The sequence below is a fragment of the Streptococcus sp. NLN76 genome (assembly GCF_015686645.1).
GTDB lineage: Bacteria > Bacillota > Bacilli > Lactobacillales > Streptococcaceae > Streptococcus.
Window position 1 is genome coordinate 18,965 of the sequence record NZ_JADPMS010000021.1, and the last position, 15,981, is coordinate 34,945.

General features: G+C 42.0%; 16 protein-coding genes, 1 tRNA gene and 1 pseudogene. 1 reads left to right on the forward strand and 17 read right to left on the reverse strand.

The genetic code is table 11. From position 1 onward, the window contains the following. Nucleotides 1-791: 791 nt before the first annotated feature. Together I1A59_RS05395 and I1A59_RS05400 are read right to left on the reverse strand one after the other, a co-directional pair. The gene (locus I1A59_RS05395; RefSeq protein WP_196091774.1) at nucleotides 792-1,175 is read right to left on the reverse strand and encodes a rhodanese-like domain-containing protein; all 384 of its coding nucleotides are present in this window, start codon (nucleotides 1,173-1,175) and stop codon (nucleotides 792-794) included. Then, nucleotides 1,172-1,396 (reverse strand): YqgQ family protein, encoded by a 225-nt coding sequence (locus I1A59_RS05400; protein ID WP_196091775.1) that lies wholly within the window; start codon nucleotides 1,394-1,396, stop codon nucleotides 1,172-1,174. The genes I1A59_RS05395 and I1A59_RS05400 overlap by 4 nt, the downstream gene beginning before the upstream one ends. A 65-nt stretch (nucleotides 1,397-1,461) precedes the next feature. Here I1A59_RS05400 and I1A59_RS05405 point away from each other — a divergent pair, with 65 nt between their 5' ends. Then, nucleotides 1,462-2,118, forward strand: coding sequence for an A24 family peptidase (locus I1A59_RS05405; RefSeq protein ID WP_196091776.1), 657 nt, complete (start codon nucleotides 1,462-1,464; stop codon nucleotides 2,116-2,118). Here I1A59_RS05405 and I1A59_RS05410 read toward each other — a convergent pair. The 15 genes and pseudogenes from I1A59_RS05410 to I1A59_RS05480 all read right to left on the reverse strand — a co-directional run bounded on the left by I1A59_RS05410 (nucleotide 2,080) and on the right by I1A59_RS05480 (nucleotide 15,928). Beyond that, entirely contained in the window at nucleotides 2,080-2,583 is a 504-nt protein-coding gene (locus tag I1A59_RS05410; protein WP_196091777.1) for a VanZ family protein, read from the reverse strand. The genes I1A59_RS05405 and I1A59_RS05410 overlap by 39 nt on opposite strands. Beyond that, entirely contained in the window at nucleotides 2,580-3,077 is a 498-nt protein-coding gene (locus I1A59_RS05415; protein ID WP_196091778.1) for a YutD-like domain-containing protein, read from the reverse strand. The genes I1A59_RS05410 and I1A59_RS05415 overlap by 4 nt, the downstream gene beginning before the upstream one ends. A gap of 11 nt (nucleotides 3,078-3,088) precedes the next feature. Then, nucleotides 3,089-4,144: a SepM family pheromone-processing serine protease gene (locus I1A59_RS05420; protein ID WP_196091779.1), complete on the reverse strand. Its 1,056-nt coding sequence runs from the start codon at nucleotides 4,142-4,144 to the stop codon at nucleotides 3,089-3,091. Further along, nucleotides 4,131-4,622 carry a pantetheine-phosphate adenylyltransferase gene (coaD, locus tag I1A59_RS05425; protein WP_196091780.1) on the reverse strand — a complete coding sequence of 164 codons (492 nt, stop codon included), beginning with the start codon at nucleotides 4,620-4,622 and terminating at the stop codon, nucleotides 4,131-4,133. Before coaD ends, I1A59_RS05420 begins: the two co-directional genes overlap by 14 nt. Next, nucleotides 4,609-5,151, reverse strand: coding sequence for a 16S rRNA (guanine(966)-N(2))-methyltransferase RsmD (gene rsmD, locus I1A59_RS05430; RefSeq protein WP_196091781.1), 543 nt, complete (start codon nucleotides 5,149-5,151; stop codon nucleotides 4,609-4,611). Before rsmD ends, coaD begins: the two co-directional genes overlap by 14 nt. A 376-nt stretch (nucleotides 5,152-5,527) precedes the next feature. Beyond that, nucleotides 5,528-5,797, reverse strand: a pseudogene (locus I1A59_RS09845) (N-acetylmannosamine-6-phosphate 2-epimerase); the annotation flags it as partial. A 30-nt stretch (nucleotides 5,798-5,827) separates the two neighbouring features. Further along, on the reverse strand, nucleotides 5,828-6,127 hold the full coding sequence (locus I1A59_RS05440) for a helix-turn-helix transcriptional regulator (protein WP_247644768.1): 300 nt from the start codon (nucleotides 6,125-6,127) through the stop codon (nucleotides 5,828-5,830). 138 nt (nucleotides 6,128-6,265) lie between these two features. Next, complete coding sequence (locus tag I1A59_RS05445) at nucleotides 6,266-7,570, reverse strand: hypothetical protein (protein WP_196091783.1); 1,305 nt, start codon at nucleotides 7,568-7,570, stop codon at nucleotides 6,266-6,268. Nucleotides 7,571-7,695: 125 nt separating this feature from the next. Continuing rightward, a complete protein-coding gene (locus tag I1A59_RS05450) occupies nucleotides 7,696-10,344 on the reverse strand; it encodes a valine--tRNA ligase (RefSeq protein ID WP_196091784.1) in 2,649 nt (882 codons plus the stop codon). 23 nt (nucleotides 10,345-10,367) lie between these two features. Then, complete coding sequence (locus I1A59_RS05455; protein WP_196091785.1) at nucleotides 10,368-10,967, reverse strand: GNAT family protein; 600 nt, start codon at nucleotides 10,965-10,967, stop codon at nucleotides 10,368-10,370. Between the two features lie 482 nt (nucleotides 10,968-11,449). Further along, nucleotides 11,450-12,745, reverse strand: a complete 1,296-nt coding sequence (locus I1A59_RS05460; RefSeq protein WP_196091786.1) for a hypothetical protein — start codon at nucleotides 12,743-12,745, stop codon at nucleotides 11,450-11,452. Between the two features lie 23 nt (nucleotides 12,746-12,768). Next, nucleotides 12,769-13,932, reverse strand: coding sequence for a helix-hairpin-helix domain-containing protein (locus tag I1A59_RS05465; protein ID WP_196091787.1), 1,164 nt, complete (start codon nucleotides 13,930-13,932; stop codon nucleotides 12,769-12,771). 246 nt (nucleotides 13,933-14,178) lie between these two features. Next, a complete protein-coding gene (locus tag I1A59_RS05470; protein WP_196091788.1) occupies nucleotides 14,179-14,394 on the reverse strand; it encodes an acyl carrier protein in 216 nt (71 codons plus the stop codon). Nucleotides 14,395-14,456: 62 nt separating this feature from the next. After that, nucleotides 14,457-15,104 carry an HAD family hydrolase gene (locus I1A59_RS05475; protein WP_196091789.1) on the reverse strand — a complete coding sequence of 216 codons (648 nt, stop codon included), beginning with the start codon at nucleotides 15,102-15,104 and terminating at the stop codon, nucleotides 14,457-14,459. 750 nt (nucleotides 15,105-15,854) lie between these two features. Beyond that, a tRNA-Pro gene (locus tag I1A59_RS05480) sits at nucleotides 15,855-15,928 on the reverse strand. Between the last annotated feature and the right edge of the window lie 53 nt (nucleotides 15,929-15,981).

Sequence of the window (15,981 nt, forward strand, 5' to 3'; positions counted from 1 at the left end):
GACCAACTTAGTTTCTAGTTGAAAAACCGAAGTTTTTGTCAACTTTGCCCTACCCTATTTGAAACTTTCTTTGAAGTTTCATCAGAAAGCTCAGAAACTCCTCCAGAGATTTCGACCCGTTCGCGGCTCACATCCTAGCTTAGACATTGATTTTTATTGAGTATTATCCAACACATTATACATGAAATAGAAATCAGTGACAAGCTATGCCAACCAAGAAAGGGTTTTCCTGGGTGATCCGCATTCAATCGAGGATTCATACTCATTTCATTTCAAAATCTGAATGTGTTAATCCTCTTCACCGAACCCTCAGTTCTGTCTTCATCGGATTGCCTTTTCAGATTTCGAACTGTTTCAAGTATCAATAACGGATGTAGTTCAATATACTCCTAAAAAAGAGAGTGAGACAGAACGATTTTTACAAAATTGTTCGTCACAAGTCTTTGTTTCAAGTTGTAAGCTGAAACGGTTTCTCCCCAAACCGACCTCGCTCTGTTATTGTTAGGCTCGGGTTCAAACAGTCTCTTCCCAGACTGTTTGAATCCCACCCCCGCTCTAAAGGCATGTTGAATGCCTTTAGAGTTCCTAAATGAAATGAAGGAAGTTCATGTCAATGTTGATTCGGTTACTTTCGGAGGTCAAAGAGTCAGGAATTGACTCTTTGAGTATCTGGATAAGAGAACATGAAATGTTCTCTCAATAAAAGCGAACGAAAGTGGCAATCAACCACTGCGTCAAAGTGAATTCACTAACTAAAATAGGATGGTTGAGACTTTTGTCTCAACCTCCATTTATGAATTCGAATTTTCTTTAACCTTACCATTCCAAGAATCAAGGCCTCCGGCCAATAAGTAGAGGTTGCGGTAACCCTGCTTGCGAAGATAAAAAATGGTATTGGTCACTGAAGGACCGCGGTTATTGTCATAAAGCAATATAGGCTTGTTTTTAGACAAGGCTGGCAAGCTATCCTTGATCTGATTAGCAGGTATATTGCGGGCTCCGAGAATATGTTTTTCCCGAAAAGCGGCAGGCTCCCGTACATCAATCACCTGTCCACCTCGAATCATGGATGCAAACTCAGCATTTTCCACCAAGGTTGCTGCACGACGTAAGCGCCAATAGTTAAAGCCCATCCAACCTAAAAATCCAAGCAACACGATTAAAAAACCAATCATTTTTCCTTCTTCTCCTTTTGTTCTAGATAAGCTAATTCTTCCTGATGTTCTTTTTTCAAAACCAACTGGGCTTGGATATAATCCAAACGGTCCATAATCCCAGCATCATAAAGGCGTTCCAACTCTATCTGTGCCAATTCAATATCATAGAGTCGCTTTCCCATATAAATCACGAGGCCATAGCCCTTTAAAAATTGCTGAACATCATAAAAATTCTTCATAGGCTTAGTCTACTACAATTTAATCCCCCTCGCAAGATTAGCGGATACTTTTCGAATAAAGAGATATGATAGACCTACTCATCTTCTTTCTGGGAGCGAGCCTGGCTTCATTTTTGACAGCTTGGGCTGATCGCTACCCCCAATCAATCCTCTATCCGCCTAGCCATTGCATGACTTGCCGAATACCCTTGAAGTGGTGGGAGCTAATCCCCATCCTTTCTTTTATATGTCTTTTCGGGAAGTGTCGCTACTGCCTCGCCTCCATTCCCCTAGCCAGTCTAGCCAATGAGATTCAGGGAGGATTGATCGCCTATGCTTACAACCAAGGCTGGCTGACCCCTTCCTGGACACTCTTTCTCTTTATGAGCCTCATGCTCAGCCACTTCGATCGCAAATCCACTTCCTTCCCTCTCTGCTTCTGGCTGATTCCCCATTGTATCTTAACCCTCCTGCAAGGCCTCCAAATTTCCCCCTATTTTCTCGTAATCATGCTGGTTTTCGCCATTTTTCCATTAGGAATGGGTGCTGGCGATTGGGCCTACCTCGCAAGTCTGAGTCTGTTCCTGCCCCTTACGGACTTACTGCTTATTCTCCAACTTGCCACTTGCCTCGCCATAATCGATTTTTTAGGTAAAAAAAGAAAGGGAGTTTTGCCCTTTCTTCCCTTTTTGCATACAGCTTTATTACTTGGTTGGGGTTGGCAACACTTGCCTTTTTTCTAACCAGAGATAGGTTCGGTAGGCTAGATAGGCTCCTAAAGTATTTGTCCACAAATCATCCATTTCAAAAACGCGGTTGAAATCCCACAAATAGTCCAGCAGCAATTGGCCAAGCTCTATCGATAAGGACAGGTAAAATCCTAACCATACAATCTTGTGCAGAGTGCGAAAGTTTGGTTGGAGCACTAAGATTCCTAAAAGTAAGGGATAGAGCAGGAAAATATTTAGGGCATTTTGCAAGAGTATTTTCAGTAAATGCATGAAGCTGGTGGCTTGATTTAGATTCCAGAGGCTGTTTAGGGGAGTCAACAAGAAAGCCAGTCGTCCCCGATAGAAAACACCAGGAGTTGGCAGGTCTGGATTCGGGATCTGCGGACTGAAACAAAAAAAGAGAATCAAAAAGGTGTAACCTACTGTCAGACCTATCCAACATGGACGTGACTGCAACCAATAATAGACTCGTCTCATCCCCGCTCCTGTTTCTTGCGAATGGAGAAATTCCGGCTGACCGACGGTTTATAGGCAACTGTTTCCTTACGCCAGCTAACCCGTTTCTGCTTGCGGCCTTCTTTGTGCCTAGAATCTCGCTTACGTTTTTGATTTTTATTGGGATAGATTGGATGGGCATTTTCAAGTACAAAGTAGGCTGCCCCGAAACTACAGTACTCAAGAAGATACTCATCTAAGCGCGAAATCTTAGACCAGGTATGGTCTGCTCGCTTATCCCGATAAAATCCTTTAAGGCGCAATTGCTCGTTGCTCCAATCACCTACGATATAGTCAAATTTTAAGAGCAAATTGGAAAACCGTTGACTAAAACTCACTGGATCAAAAGCTTCGCCATAATCTGTTAAAAGAGTAAAAATGACTTCCTCAGCCTCAATCCGATCCCCTTGCCGAGTAAATTGAGGACCAGGAAAGCGATTGTAATTATAGAGTTCTGGATCAAAAACTTTACGCATAAGCTTCTCCTTTAGTCTTTCCTTTTGGTATCTTCTAAGTATTTAATGGCATCGTCTAAGGTTTTAACCGGTACAATCTTCATAGAAGTCCCCAATTCTTTAGCTGTTTCCTTGGCCTCCTCCGCATTGGATTTGGCTTTTGGATTCGCTTTTTTCTCTTCATCTGTTAAAGGATTATCTGGGACAAAGAAAATTTCAGCGCCTGCCTCATGGGCTGCAACCACTTTTTTATCTGCTCCGCCAATTTCGCCGACTTTTCCATCTTCGCTAATGGTACCTGTCCCAGCAATAATCCGTCCATCACGTAAGTCTGGATCTGCGAGTTGAGTATAAATGGCCAAAGAGAACATGAGACCTGCACTAGGACCTCCAATCCCTTCAGTTGAAAATTCAATCGGGATGTCACTTTGAACCTCAGTTCGGTCAATCAATCCAATCCCGATTCCATTTTTCCCATTTTCCAGTTTGATTATTTTCCCCATTTCAGACCGATTTTCTCCCTGGTCTTCAAATTCTACGCTGATTTCATCACCAATTTTTAATTTGCCAACATAATCCATCAATTCTTGGGAACTTTTGAATGTCTTACCATTAACACCAGTTACTGTATCACCAAGATGCAGAATATTTTTAAATGTAGAATCCTCAGCTAAGCTCAAAACATAAACCCCTAAAAATTTCATCTCAATTTCTTTTTTGGCCTTGGTTAACCCCTGGTATTTAGCGAAATTTTGAGACGTTTGCATGTAAAATTGATTAATCCGCTGATACTCCTCATCACTAGCACCACCGGTCAAATCCGCTGCTGGAATAATATCTGTATGAGGCGTTAAACCGGCATACAGCATGTGGGGTAACTTTGCTCGAATAACCCCTATTGTCACAAACTGGTACTCGCCATCTGCCTGATCCTCTTCCTTATTAACCCGTAGAACAGAGCTAACAGCAGCTGACCCACCTGGAACCTCGATATAGTAAGGCAGCGGAATCCAGAAGGAAATAATCAATAATCCTAAAAGCACCACTGGCAGCAGCCAAAGTTTCCTACGTTTATTATTCGCTTTCATATTTTTTCAACACCATTCCAAGCACCGGAGTCGGTACATATTCTGAAATATCTCGTCTAAAATGAATCAATTCCCGCATACGGCTGGAACTAATGGGAGCTAAATCTGGCTGGGCTATCAAATAAAGAGTCTCCACTCCCTCTGTCAAACGACGATTGAAATAATCCATATTGGCTTCATAAGCGAAGTCCTCCGAATTTCGCAAACCTCGGAAGAGAACATCGATGTCCAACTCCTTGGCAACATCTGCCAACAGCCGATCTTCAACAAGAATAATTTTTACATTAGGTACATTCACCAGAGACTCTTGAAGAATTTGAAACCGCTCTTCCATGGTAAAGAATCCTGACTTATTCGGGTTTACAAAAATTCCCACATAAAGGACATCTACCAATACAGCAGCTCGTTCAATGATATTTACATGCCCTTTTGTCAGAGGATCGAATGAACCTGCATATAAGCCCTTATTGACTTTCATAAATGGTCACCTTTGAAATTCCGTAGACTTTCTCTTTCCACTTGTGATTCGTTCCTATGGAATCGGGTAAATCAACCCCCTTATCCGTTTCACAAACAATCAAGGAACCTGAAGATAAAAGCTTCTTCTGTTCTAACTCTAAGACTGTCCGCACAATGGTTTCCTTGGCGTAGGGAGGGTCCAATAAGACTAAATCAAAGGGCTGATTCAACTGGGCCAAGGCACGCTTAGCCTCCATTCTCATCAACTGAAAACGAGAAGTCTCCTTGGTCATCTCAATATTGGCCGCTACAACAGCCTGAGCACGACGATCTTTTTCAACAAGCACAGCCTGGTCCATCCCCCGTGAAATCGCCTCAATACCCAAAGAGCCTGAACCAGCATACAAATCCAATACATGCCCCCCATCAAAATAGGGACCGATCATACTGAAAATGGCCCCTTTTACCTTATCTGTTGTCGGCCGAGTTGTCTGCCCAGCCAGGGTCTTAAGTGGTCGCCCACCATACTTTCCTGCTACTACTCTCATACCTGTTATTATACTCCATTTTATCTGATTTTTACAAGATTCCACATAACATAGACCATAAAATCACAAAAGATCCTGTTCGACTGGTGCTTGAACAGGACCCTTGAATGAAGGTTTGGAGATTTTTCCAATTTCAAATGGAAGCTTTAATAAATTTTTCGTCTGCTATTTATTTCAATTTTTTAATACCCAAGCGCCGACAAATCCAACGACAACTCCGGTTGCAAATGCGACCATACACGTACCTCCTCGTAATATAAGTTTAGAGGGTTATTAAAACCCAGTTTGAACAATAATTGTATAAATACTTGACTATTGTAATGTTTCCCAGAACAATAGAGTTATGGAAAGGACTCATGGTTGTTTCTTATCCTCCTCGCAAGGTAGCCGTAATAAAGGGTTCTTGCGGTGTGCAGTTTCTTGTAATGCTTCCAATAATGGGCAAGGAGAAACGGACTGAATTTTATGAATGTACCTAACCCCATTTGCCCGAAAAGCCTTGGCTCCACCAAGCTCCACAGCAAAGGCCATGAGGGGGCAGAACCCCTCCTTCTTCCCGATACAAGGGTTCGCCCGGTAAAGCCTAGCAAGACACAATTAAACCGCCCCTGATTAGTGGAGAAATTCTTTTTTTGTTCAAGCCGATTCATCAATCCACATCATTAAACTTTTGACTCTAAAAACTAAATTTTTTGGAGATTAATCTTTGAAAATACCCCCCCCCCGAATTTTCATACATATTTTCATATCTCGAGGATTCTAGTTTTTCCAACTCCAATTCGCGCGCAAATTCAAGCAAGCTGATACCAACCGAAGCAAGCAATTGATCAAAATTGGACAGAGATACATTTTTCTTCCCCAATTCAAATTGACTCAGCAATTGAGGGCTGATGATATCTCCAGCAGCTTCTTTTAGACTCACTTTTCGTTCCTTTCGAATTTTACGAAAGGCTTTTCCATAACAACTGACTCCCATAAGCAATCCTACCTTGTAACTTTTATCACATATTTATTATACAGATTATTGGCCAAAAATTCAATTCCCTCCAAATTAGAAGTCTAAATCCTTCTTTTGCAAAAAATGCACCCCAACTGAACGATTGGGGTGCATAGATTAGTGACTGACCACCAAAGCTCGTCCCCAATCTGTATCCAAAATGGTTTGGAGCATGGCCACCTTGTAGCGGGCAAATTTTAGAAAGGGAACTTGGAGATCTTCGAGCTGTTGAAGGAAATCTTGGCAATCTTTCTCAAATTGAGCACGATTTAGACGAAAAGGCTGGAACCCCTCTACCTGTAAAAAAGTGAGAATGGTCTCGAAATCTAGACCAACCAAAAGGGAATGGTGACGATTTTTTAAGTGGTTATTACTTCGTATATCATCCTCCATATCTCCTACCAGATAGTCATCGATATAAGCTTCCTCTGTTCGATCAGACCAAGGGACTGGTGTAGGTAGGCTGCGTCCATAATCATAGTTAATCAGGCGAGCTTGGCCACTCACTTGGTCAAAAACCACTGCATAGTTTCCAGCATTGGTATGCCGATCCTGGTTCAAAGTCAAGATGTCCAAAGCAATTTGATCTCGTAAGAAGGCCCGTGCCTGTGGTTCATCAATTCCGTCAAAAGAGGAATAGAGCTTCACCAAATAATGAAAGCGTTCCAAGGGTGGACTGTCGACAACTTTTTGGGCAAAGGTCTCTAAAGCAGTGAGTACCTTTCGTTCTCGTTGCCGAGGATCACTAAGAACCCAGTCCACTTCGGTTTCCTTGGTCAAAAATGGGGATAAGGTTCCCGACTGTAAGCTTTTACCATCATCAATCATCAGAAATTGATAGCGAGCATGGCTATCGGTATCCAAGCCTGAGAGATTCTCGATTAAAATTGATACCAAGGTCTCGGCTACTGAGGAATAGCTATAGTCATAATTCCCAGCTTCCCAGTCATCTCCAAATTCCGGATTAACATTATCCCGCTTCACCATAACAGGTTGACCTTCCTGTAAGAAAACATCCTTATGTTGATTGCCTTTGAGAAGATTATCGCCGAAGGTCTGACCGCTCTCTAGCATCAGCTTCCCATCTAGGATTCGAGCTTCCTTAAGGGGCAACGGACCATCCTGATTGGGAAGATCTAGGGTTAGATTTGGTTCCTTGGCAGAGAAAGCCATTCCTGACGGAATCTCTTGTAGGAGTTTTTTCAAACTGCGATTGTCTGTCCGGTAATTAGTCCGAATCAAATAATTTAATTCTGCCTCCAAACCAACATAGGTCTGTTTATTTTCTGGAAAAACCAAGCTCGTAAAAGAACCTTCAGAATGGGGCTGACCGTTCCTAATGATTGGCTGGGCTGTTTTCTCTTCAGGATTCACCTCAAAGGATATCTGAGAATAGTTCCCTAATTTCAAATCAACTTTCATAAACACCTCCATGCACATAGCTCATTTCGAAATCAAAATCCTCGAATCATTCAAAGAACGGACTAGTGAAAGCCCATGAGTATTTCACAAAACCCCGCCAGTCTTCACCAGCGAGGTCCTCTATTTTATACCAATTTTTTCATTTCTGCAATCCGTTCTTGGGTTGCGTCAAATTTAGCCTGGTAATCGGCTTGTTTGTCCTTTTCTTTTTGAACGACTTCAGGTTTGGCGTTGGCTACGAAGCGCTCATTACCCAATTTTTTGGCAACCATATCGAGCTCTTTTTGCCACTTAGCCAACTCTTTGTCCAAACGTGCCAATTCCTCTTCAACATTGAGCAAGTCTGCCAATGGAAGGTAGATTTCAGCGCCAGAGATAACCGCACTCATGCTGAGTTCTGGTGCCTCCAAATCAGCCGCAATTTCCAAGTGCTCTGGATTGGTGAAGCGCTTGATGTAGTTGACATGGTCTTGGAAGAAGCCTTGTAAGCCTGCATCTTTGGTTTTAATCAAAATGCTAATGGGCTTAGACGGAGCTACGTTCACCTCAGCTCGTGCATTGCGGACAGTCCGAATCAAGTCCTTGAGACTTTCAACTCCAGCATGAGCTACCTCATTGGCGAAGCTAGGATTCACCACTGGATAGGCTGCATGGACAATGCTTCCTTCTGCATATTGTCCATAGATTTCCTCAGTTACAAATGGCATGATTGGATGCAAGAGTCGCAAAATTTGATCCAAGGTATACAGAAGAACGGAACGTGTCACGACTTTCTCAGCCTCATCCTCACTGTAAAGAACTTCCTTGGTCAACTCAACATACCAGTTGGCAAACTCTTCCCAGATAAAGTTGTAGAGGATATGTCCCGCTACACCGAATTCAAATTTTTCAAAATTGTCAGTGACTTTGGCGATCGTTTCATTCAAATTATGCAAGATCCAACGGTCGGTTACATTGCCAGCTTGACCGCTTACAACCTTTTCAACCTGCTCACGTGCGGCTTCCAGACTTAGCCCTTCATTATTCATCAAAATATAACGAGAAATATTCCAAATCTTATTAATGAAGTTCCAAGAGGCGTCCATCTTCTCATAGGAGAAGCGGACATCTTGCCCAGGTGCAGAACCATTGGAGAGGAACCAACGAAGAGCATCGGCACCATATTTGTCAATGACATCCATTGGGTCAATACCATTGCCCAAGGACTTGGACATTTTACGGCCCTGCTCATCGCGAATTAATCCGTGAATAAGAACGTTCTTAAATGGTTGACGGCCTGTGAACTCAAGAGATTGGAAAATCATCCGAGACACCCAGAAGAAAATGATGTCATAACCCGTTACAAGAGTTGAGGTTGGGAAATAGCGTTGGAAGTCCGCCGATTCTGTATTTGGCCATCCCATGGTTGAGAAAGGCCAAAGCGCAGAGGAGAACCAAGTGTCTAAGACATCTTCGTCTTGAACCCAACCTTCTCCCTCTGGAGCTTCTTCGCCGACATACATTTCACCTGCTTCATTGTACCAAGCTGGAATTTGATGTCCCCACCACAACTGACGAGAGATCACCCAGTCATGAACATTTTCCATCCATTGAAGGAAGGTATCATTGAAGCGTGGAGGATAGAACGCAACCTTATCTTCCGTATCTTGGTTGGCAATAGCATTTTTAGCCAGTTGATCCATCTTGACGAACCACTGAGTAGACAAGCGAGGTTCAACCACTGCACCTGAACGCTCAGAGTGACCTACTGAGTGAACACGTTGTTCAATCTCTATCAAGGCTCCCAGTTCTTCCAATTTCGCAACAACAGCTTTACGAGCCTCGAAGCGATCCATGCCAGCGAACTCACCCGCGAGTTCATTCATGGTTCCATCATCATTCATCACATTGACCTGTGGCAGATCATGGCGTTGACCAACAAGGAAGTCATTTGGATCGTGGGCTGGGGTAATTTTAACAACCCCGGTTCCAAACTCTGGATCAGCGTGTTCGTCCGCCACAATTGGGATTGGTTTGTTCACGATTGGCAAAATAACATTCTGTCCAATCAAATCCTTATAACGTGGATCTTCTGGGTTAACTGCAACGGCCACATCTCCAAACATGGTTTCAGGACGAGTCGTCGCAACCTGAAGGGCGCGTGAGCCATCTTCCAACATATAATTCATATGATAGAAGGCACCCTCAACCTCTTTATGGATAACCTCAATATCAGATAGAGCTGTGCGGGCTGCTGGATCCCAGTTGATGATAAATTCACCACGGTAGATGTAGCCTTTTTTATACAAGTCCACAAAGACCTTACGAACAGCTTGGGACAAGCCCTCATCCAAGGTAAAACGTTCCCGGCTATAGTCTACTGACAAGCCCAATTTCCCCCACTGTTCCTTGATTGTGGTCGCATACTCATCCTTCCATTCCCAGACCTTGTCTAAGAATTTTTCACGCCCGAGATCATAACGACTAATGCCTTGCTCCCGCAAACGCTCTTCAACCTTGGCCTGAGTCGCAATACCGGCATGGTCCATTCCTGGTAACCACAAGGTATCGTAGCCCTGCATCCGTTTTTGACGGATAATAATATCTTGCAAGGTTGTATCCCAAGCATGACCCAAATGCAATTTACCGGTTACGTTTGGTGGTGGAATCACGATAGAATAAGGCTTAGCCTCCGCATCACCGGATGGTTTAAAAGCATCTGCTTCTAACCATTTGGCATAACGCCCAGCCTCAACCTCGTCTGGATTGTATTTCGTTGATAATTCTTTTGACATTTTATTCTTTCCTTTTATTTTATTTAGTGGTTTAAATCGATAAGTTCTTCCCACTCACTCCTTAACAGACCAAACCTCAATTCATCTTCTCTTTGTCCTCTCAGAAGTTCACGTCCCCTCAGTCTAGCTTCAAGAACAAATCCTGACTTTTTCGCAACGGCTTGGCTCTGAAGATTTGAAGCATGACAGGCAATTTCGATTTTATAAAGCTCCGGTATGAGGGTAAATGCTACGAAGCACAGGGCTTTGACAGCCTCGGGAACAAGGCCTTGACCCCAGTAGTCAGGATGGAGAACATAGCCAACTTCGTAGATATCTCCCAGCTTTCCATGACGCCGATTGAAATCGACCGAACCGATGACACGATTCTCCCCTTTCAAGGTGATTCCATAGCCCCCTGGTAAACCAGCCTGCACCATTCGAAGGGGAATACCCTGGATGAAGGCCTCTTCCTCTTCTACTTTTTTCATAAGCGGAAAACCAGCATTGGTCGCGACTTCCGGTAAACTAGCATAGGCAAACATATCTGCCGCATCCGCAACCTTACGCTCTCGAAGGTAGAGGCGCTCGGTCTCTACATCTGGCAAATGATTCTGGACGAATTCACCAAGTATCTTTATCATTCTACCTCCTTCTGAATCAGCTCTATCTTAATGCCATCGGGATCTAGGACATAGCGTCTCTCACAATCTCGGCCACCAGCATAGGGAAAAGCTTCGTCTTATAGAATCCACACTCCAATCCCAAAAAAGTCTTGTCGCCAATTCCCCTGTCACTTCAAAAGCTAAATGATTCAAGCCAACCCTTGTTCAGTGAAATCCCATTTGTATAGTCTTGTAGTTTACTTTTAGTACAAGGCAGCGAGTCGTAGACAGTACTGAAGTACGGCAAGACGAGCTAACACAGTAATAAAAGATAAACTAAAAGAGTATAAAACATCATCAGGAGCTTGCACAAATACCAAGTAAATGCCTTCTTTCAAAAAGGAGAAGCCACTTCCCAATCTTGGTAAAGAATGTAGCCCAGATTGTTTAGGAGAAACACTTAGAACCTGCGGGAAATCGCTAAATCAGAGACATAAATTTCGATATGATTTAATAATACTTCACCTCTTGCGGAAGACAACTCCGTTTTCTTTTAGTTGTCGAACCGTTGCAGGTCCAATTCCACGAATCGCCAGAACTTCCTTCTCTGTCTTTTTCTCAAAATCTTTAAAACTTCGAAGTCCTGCATTTAATAGAAGTCGTTTCTTATCAAACTGAAGTCCTTCATAGGACGGCTCAGAGAACAGATGCACAAGATCATCGAGATTACCTTGAGGCAAAGTGTTTAGTAAATCTCTAAGGGTAGAGTCCTGCGGTCCACTTGAATTCTTTACTGGAAGATGATTCGGTTGCCTTTCCTGAAATTCCAGATACATGTCTGTCAATTGATTTATCAGAATGGCCTTATCCGCTAGAAATAAGCCTAGAGGGTTGAGAACGTGAGCTATTGAATGTTCATGTTCCCCCTCACACTCTTCCTGATTATGATGCATAACGTCCAAGAACCACTGAGGATTTCCCAGAGCTGAAGCAAATTCAGGATCTTCTCTAACGAGATTCTCAAACAAGTCATTCGCTCCTTCTGAATCGCCCGTCATTAAACTCGCGATTACAGCATAAAGATTGAGACCAGCATCATAAACATTCTCTGATAACCTATCCCTATACATGTCTAATACAAATTCAGGTTGGAAAGTTGAACAATAGACACTTGCCATTAAATTGGGCAAATAGCCAGGACTCCCTTTTTCAAAGACATATGGTTCAAGGATATCCATAATGTCAAGTGCCAAGTTAAGCAAACCTTCCTCGAAATAGACTGTCAGTAGAAAGGTCAAGGCATCTAGATACTGACCGGTTAGAGGGTGGTCCCAGGCAGGAGAAGTAACTTCTTCTAGTTTCTGCACCGTTAGATTCGCAAAAGTTTTGTAGCTCTCAATTGTCTGATAGGTAAATTGTTCACGACTATCCATTAAATAGTACCATTGCGCTTCAAAACTATGGACATGTTCTTTGGCTAGTTGTTCCAGGACCCTAGTTCTCTCTGATCCCTCTTCCATCTGAAGAGCATGAAGTAGGGCAATCCCAACTTCAACTGTCTCTAGTTCGTCCTCACTCGCTCCTACTTCCTGCAAATTTCCAACTAGGTCATCAAAAATACTAAGGTCCATATTTTGGGTATCGGATACTTTAATATTCTTAGAGGCCAGAGTAGTTTCATCTGAAATAAAGTCAGAATCATCAAACAGGTCAATGGTGTGATTGACTTGTGATCCTGTATCCAAAAATTTTTTCTCATCCTTATACTCTCGGCGCATCTGCTTCAATACTTTTTTATTACTTTTCTTTTTGGCCATAGGACACCTCCCGTTTTTTTTAACTATAAATGATTTCGAAAATTGACACCATTTGCCTTTAATTGGTTAATGGTCTTTTTCCCAATTCCAGGAATAGCTCGAATTTCAGATTCTGTATGCTGCTCTAAAGCTTCCAAACTCATGATCCCAGCATCGCAGATAGCGTGACCCTGCCGCAAGTGAATACCTTTCATGGCAGGACTGTTAAAAAACTCATTTCGTTTTGTAGGAGAATCCGGTTGATTTTCAATAAAATTTTCTACAATATTATTTAACTCAAAAGCCATTTTCCTTTTATCTATTAAAAAACGAGACATAAAACTTAAAGAAAACCGAAGGTACTCCGCCGAATTTGGACGGTAATATTCAAAGTCATTATCACTATGAAGTCCGACATTCCAATAAACCTGTCCTAATACATGAATTGCAATCGGATTTAACAGTGCTAATTCTTCAAAAACAGAAGCTGCTGCCTTGTGATCACCATGCAACAAATGAGAAATGATTAGATGCACTAGGACACCGTCATCCTCCCAGCCTAATGCTTTTTGATATTCATAAAAGTTCACAATATCCTCATGGCGGTATAGCATATTATAGACCGATAGCATCGGATAAACAAACATATCAGGAAATTCCTCTGTATGCATCTCCAAAATAAAATCCACAAGTCCCGCAGCCTGAGTAAGAAAATCCATTTCTAAATAATAGATCAGCACAGAATACAGGGCTTTTAAAGGTTCTCTCGATTCAAACCATACCCAAGAAGCATATCCTTCTTTTGCCCAAGCATCCTTTGCTTTTCGTTGAATCTCCTGTGCTTCAACGAAATCATCATAACAATACTCATCTCGACGTGCAGAAAATAGATAGCTTTGTATAGCTAAATTATCTGGATATTTCTTTCGAAGTTTTCTGAAAGCCCTTAATCTCTCGATTGGATTTTCCAATGCACGAGCATCATAATAAGCTCTCTCCTCCTTCGTGAGACCATTATCAAAAGAAAAATTCTTATTTTCAAACAGATTTTGAATTCTTTCTTTTAAATGTTCAATATCAACTTGTGGTTGTTCTTCCACATCATCTTGAAGCCAAGATTCAAAGTTAATAATCTTGGATTGACCATTCCTCAGGTGATCTCTTCTTAATTCTTTGAGTTTTTTTTTCGAATTTTTCTTTTTAGCCATTGTTTTTTCCTTCTTGTAAAATAAAAATCCCTGTCTTATGACAGGGACGAAGATTTTTCCGCGGTACCACCCAATTTCGGGCAAGGCCCGCAACTTAATTGTTATTCAAAAAACCATTTAGCAACCTATCTCAGCTCCTTCTGCGGATTTCTCAACCCCACCGCTCTCTGTAAGAAGGCTTTCCTAAGATTCCTCTAAACAGCCTCATTCTACCATAGAAAGCAGTCTAAGGCAAGAAGAATTGGCTTATTTTTCGACAAATGCTACTAAATCCGCAATACTTTTAATGTTCTCATCATCATTAATTTCAACATTAAACTCATCTTCAATGGCCGTAATAACTTGGAAGAAATCCAATGAATCAACATCCAAATCATCAAATGTAGATTCCATAGTTACTTGATCCGGATTTACTTCCAACTCTTCCACAATAATGGCTTGAATTTTTTCAAATGTAGACATAAGCTACCTCATTTCATGTATTATGGAAAAAGTATATCATAAGAATTCCCAAACCGCAAAAGTTAGAGGACTTCCAAAAGAGAAATAATTTGCCCCAAGTGGTCAATGGTCCGACTAGCACGACTTTGATCTAAACCAAAACGATAATCCCGAATGGCCCAGACCTCAGCGCCTGCACGGGCTCCCGCCCGAATTCCTTTTTCACTATCTTCGATAATCAAGGTATCTTTTGGTTCCACCTCAAGTGCTTTACAAGCTGCTTGGTAAATCTCTGGGTTTGGCTTAGATTCCTGGAACTCTTCTCCAGACAGAACTACATCAAAATAAGAAGTAATTCCCAATTCCTGTAGAGCACGGTCAATGTCCTTTTTAACAGAACTAGATGCTAGACCAAGTGGATAGCCCTTCTCTTTTAGATCTTGCAAAACAGTATGAACGTGAGGAAAAACAAGATCTCGGTAAGGTAAGGGATTCTCCTTCTTATGCGCCAAATAACCTGCCTGCAAAGAAGGCACATCAAATTCATCATAAGACTCACCTAGAATATTTTCCCACACATGCTTCATATTCCCACCAATAAAATAAGCTGGTGGTAAATGATTAATCGAGATTCCTTGATTCGCTAAGTAATTCTCCCGACGTTCATAATAGAAACGCTCCGTATCAAATAAAACCCCATCCATATCAAAAATAATGGCCTGAAATGACATATAGATCCCTCGCTATAAAATTAGAAATGAAAAAAACATGAAAGTTCACACATTCTATCCTACCATCATAGAAGACCAGTCGCAATACCAGTAGGACATGAAACCGTATTTATTTCAAACCAGGAGCAAAGAATTCACACAAACCACATCTTAAAGGATGAAGGTACAACTTTGGTCTAACCCTCAATATTCCAATACTAAGGCTATACTAATTCAGTCATTCCTAAGAGCTTTGACGCGAAGCCCCTTCCCTTTATCTATAAACACTCCTCCACTCAATTCCTGAGTGTTTTGACGTGAAGTACATTCGCTTCATCCAAATACTCTCTCACTCAATTCCTGAGTGAAGGAGCAAGCCACACCTTGGTCCAATTGGTCTCAAACAATTTGTTGATAATCTTCGCTATGAGACTAGTTTTGGCGTACAAAAAAAGATGACATTGCGGTCATCTACTCTAGTCGGGAAGACAGGATATTGACGCGAAGTTCCTTCGCTTTATCTATAAACACTCCCCCCACTCAATTCCTGAGTGGAGGAGCGAGCGAAACCTTGGTCCAATTGGTCTCAAACAATTTGTTGATATAGTCTTTTAGTTTACTTTTAGTACAAGTCAGCGAGTCGTAGACAGTACTGAAGTACGGCAAGACGAGCTAACACAGTAATAAAAGATAAACTAAAAGAGTATAGTCTTCGCTATGGGACTGGGTTTGAAATACAAAAAAAGATGACATTGCTGTCATCTGCTCTAGTCGGGAAGACAGGATTCGAACCTGCGACACCTTGGTCCCAAACCAAGTACTCTACCAAGCTGAGCTACTTCCCGTAACTATAAATTCGGTTGTATCTCAGCTGTAGAGTACTTGCTAAGTAGATTTG

Coding starts and splice junctions, on each gene's coding strand:
- I1A59_RS05440 (WP_247644768.1), bottom strand. CDS start 6,127: ATGGGAGTCAGTTGTTATGGAAAAGCCTTTCGTAAAATTCGAAAGGAA.
- rsmD (WP_196091781.1), bottom strand. CDS start 5,151: ATGAGAGTAGTAGCAGGAAAGTATGGTGGGCGACCACTTAAGACCCTG.
- I1A59_RS05400 (WP_196091775.1), bottom strand. CDS start 1,396: ATGAAGAATTTTTATGATGTTCAGCAATTTTTAAAGGGCTATGGCCTC.
- I1A59_RS05445 (WP_196091783.1), bottom strand. CDS start 7,570: ATGAAAGTTGATTTGAAATTAGGGAACTATTCTCAGATATCCTTTGAG.
- I1A59_RS05465 (WP_196091787.1), bottom strand. CDS start 13,932: ATGGCTAAAAAGAAAAATTCGAAAAAAAAACTCAAAGAATTAAGAAGA.
- I1A59_RS05455 (WP_196091785.1), bottom strand. CDS start 10,967: ATGATAAAGATACTTGGTGAATTCGTCCAGAATCATTTGCCAGATGTA.
- I1A59_RS05450 (WP_196091784.1), bottom strand. CDS start 10,344: ATGTCAAAAGAATTATCAACGAAATACAATCCAGACGAGGTTGAGGCT.
- I1A59_RS05410 (WP_196091777.1), bottom strand. CDS start 2,583: ATGAGACGAGTCTATTATTGGTTGCAGTCACGTCCATGTTGGATAGGT.
- I1A59_RS05415 (WP_196091778.1), bottom strand. CDS start 3,077: ATGCGTAAAGTTTTTGATCCAGAACTCTATAATTACAATCGCTTTCCT.
- coaD (WP_196091780.1), bottom strand. CDS start 4,622: ATGAAAGTCAATAAGGGCTTATATGCAGGTTCATTCGATCCTCTGACA.
- I1A59_RS05420 (WP_196091779.1), bottom strand. CDS start 4,144: ATGAAAGCGAATAATAAACGTAGGAAACTTTGGCTGCTGCCAGTGGTG.
- I1A59_RS05405 (WP_196091776.1), top strand. CDS start 1,462: ATGATAGACCTACTCATCTTCTTTCTGGGAGCGAGCCTGGCTTCATTT.
- I1A59_RS05475 (WP_196091789.1), bottom strand. CDS start 15,104: ATGTCATTTCAGGCCATTATTTTTGATATGGATGGGGTTTTATTTGAT.
- I1A59_RS05470 (WP_196091788.1), bottom strand. CDS start 14,394: ATGTCTACATTTGAAAAAATTCAAGCCATTATTGTGGAAGAGTTGGAA.
- I1A59_RS05395 (WP_196091774.1), bottom strand. CDS start 1,175: ATGATTGGTTTTTTAATCGTGTTGCTTGGATTTTTAGGTTGGATGGGC.
- I1A59_RS05460 (WP_196091786.1), bottom strand. CDS start 12,745: ATGGCCAAAAAGAAAAGTAATAAAAAAGTATTGAAGCAGATGCGCCGA.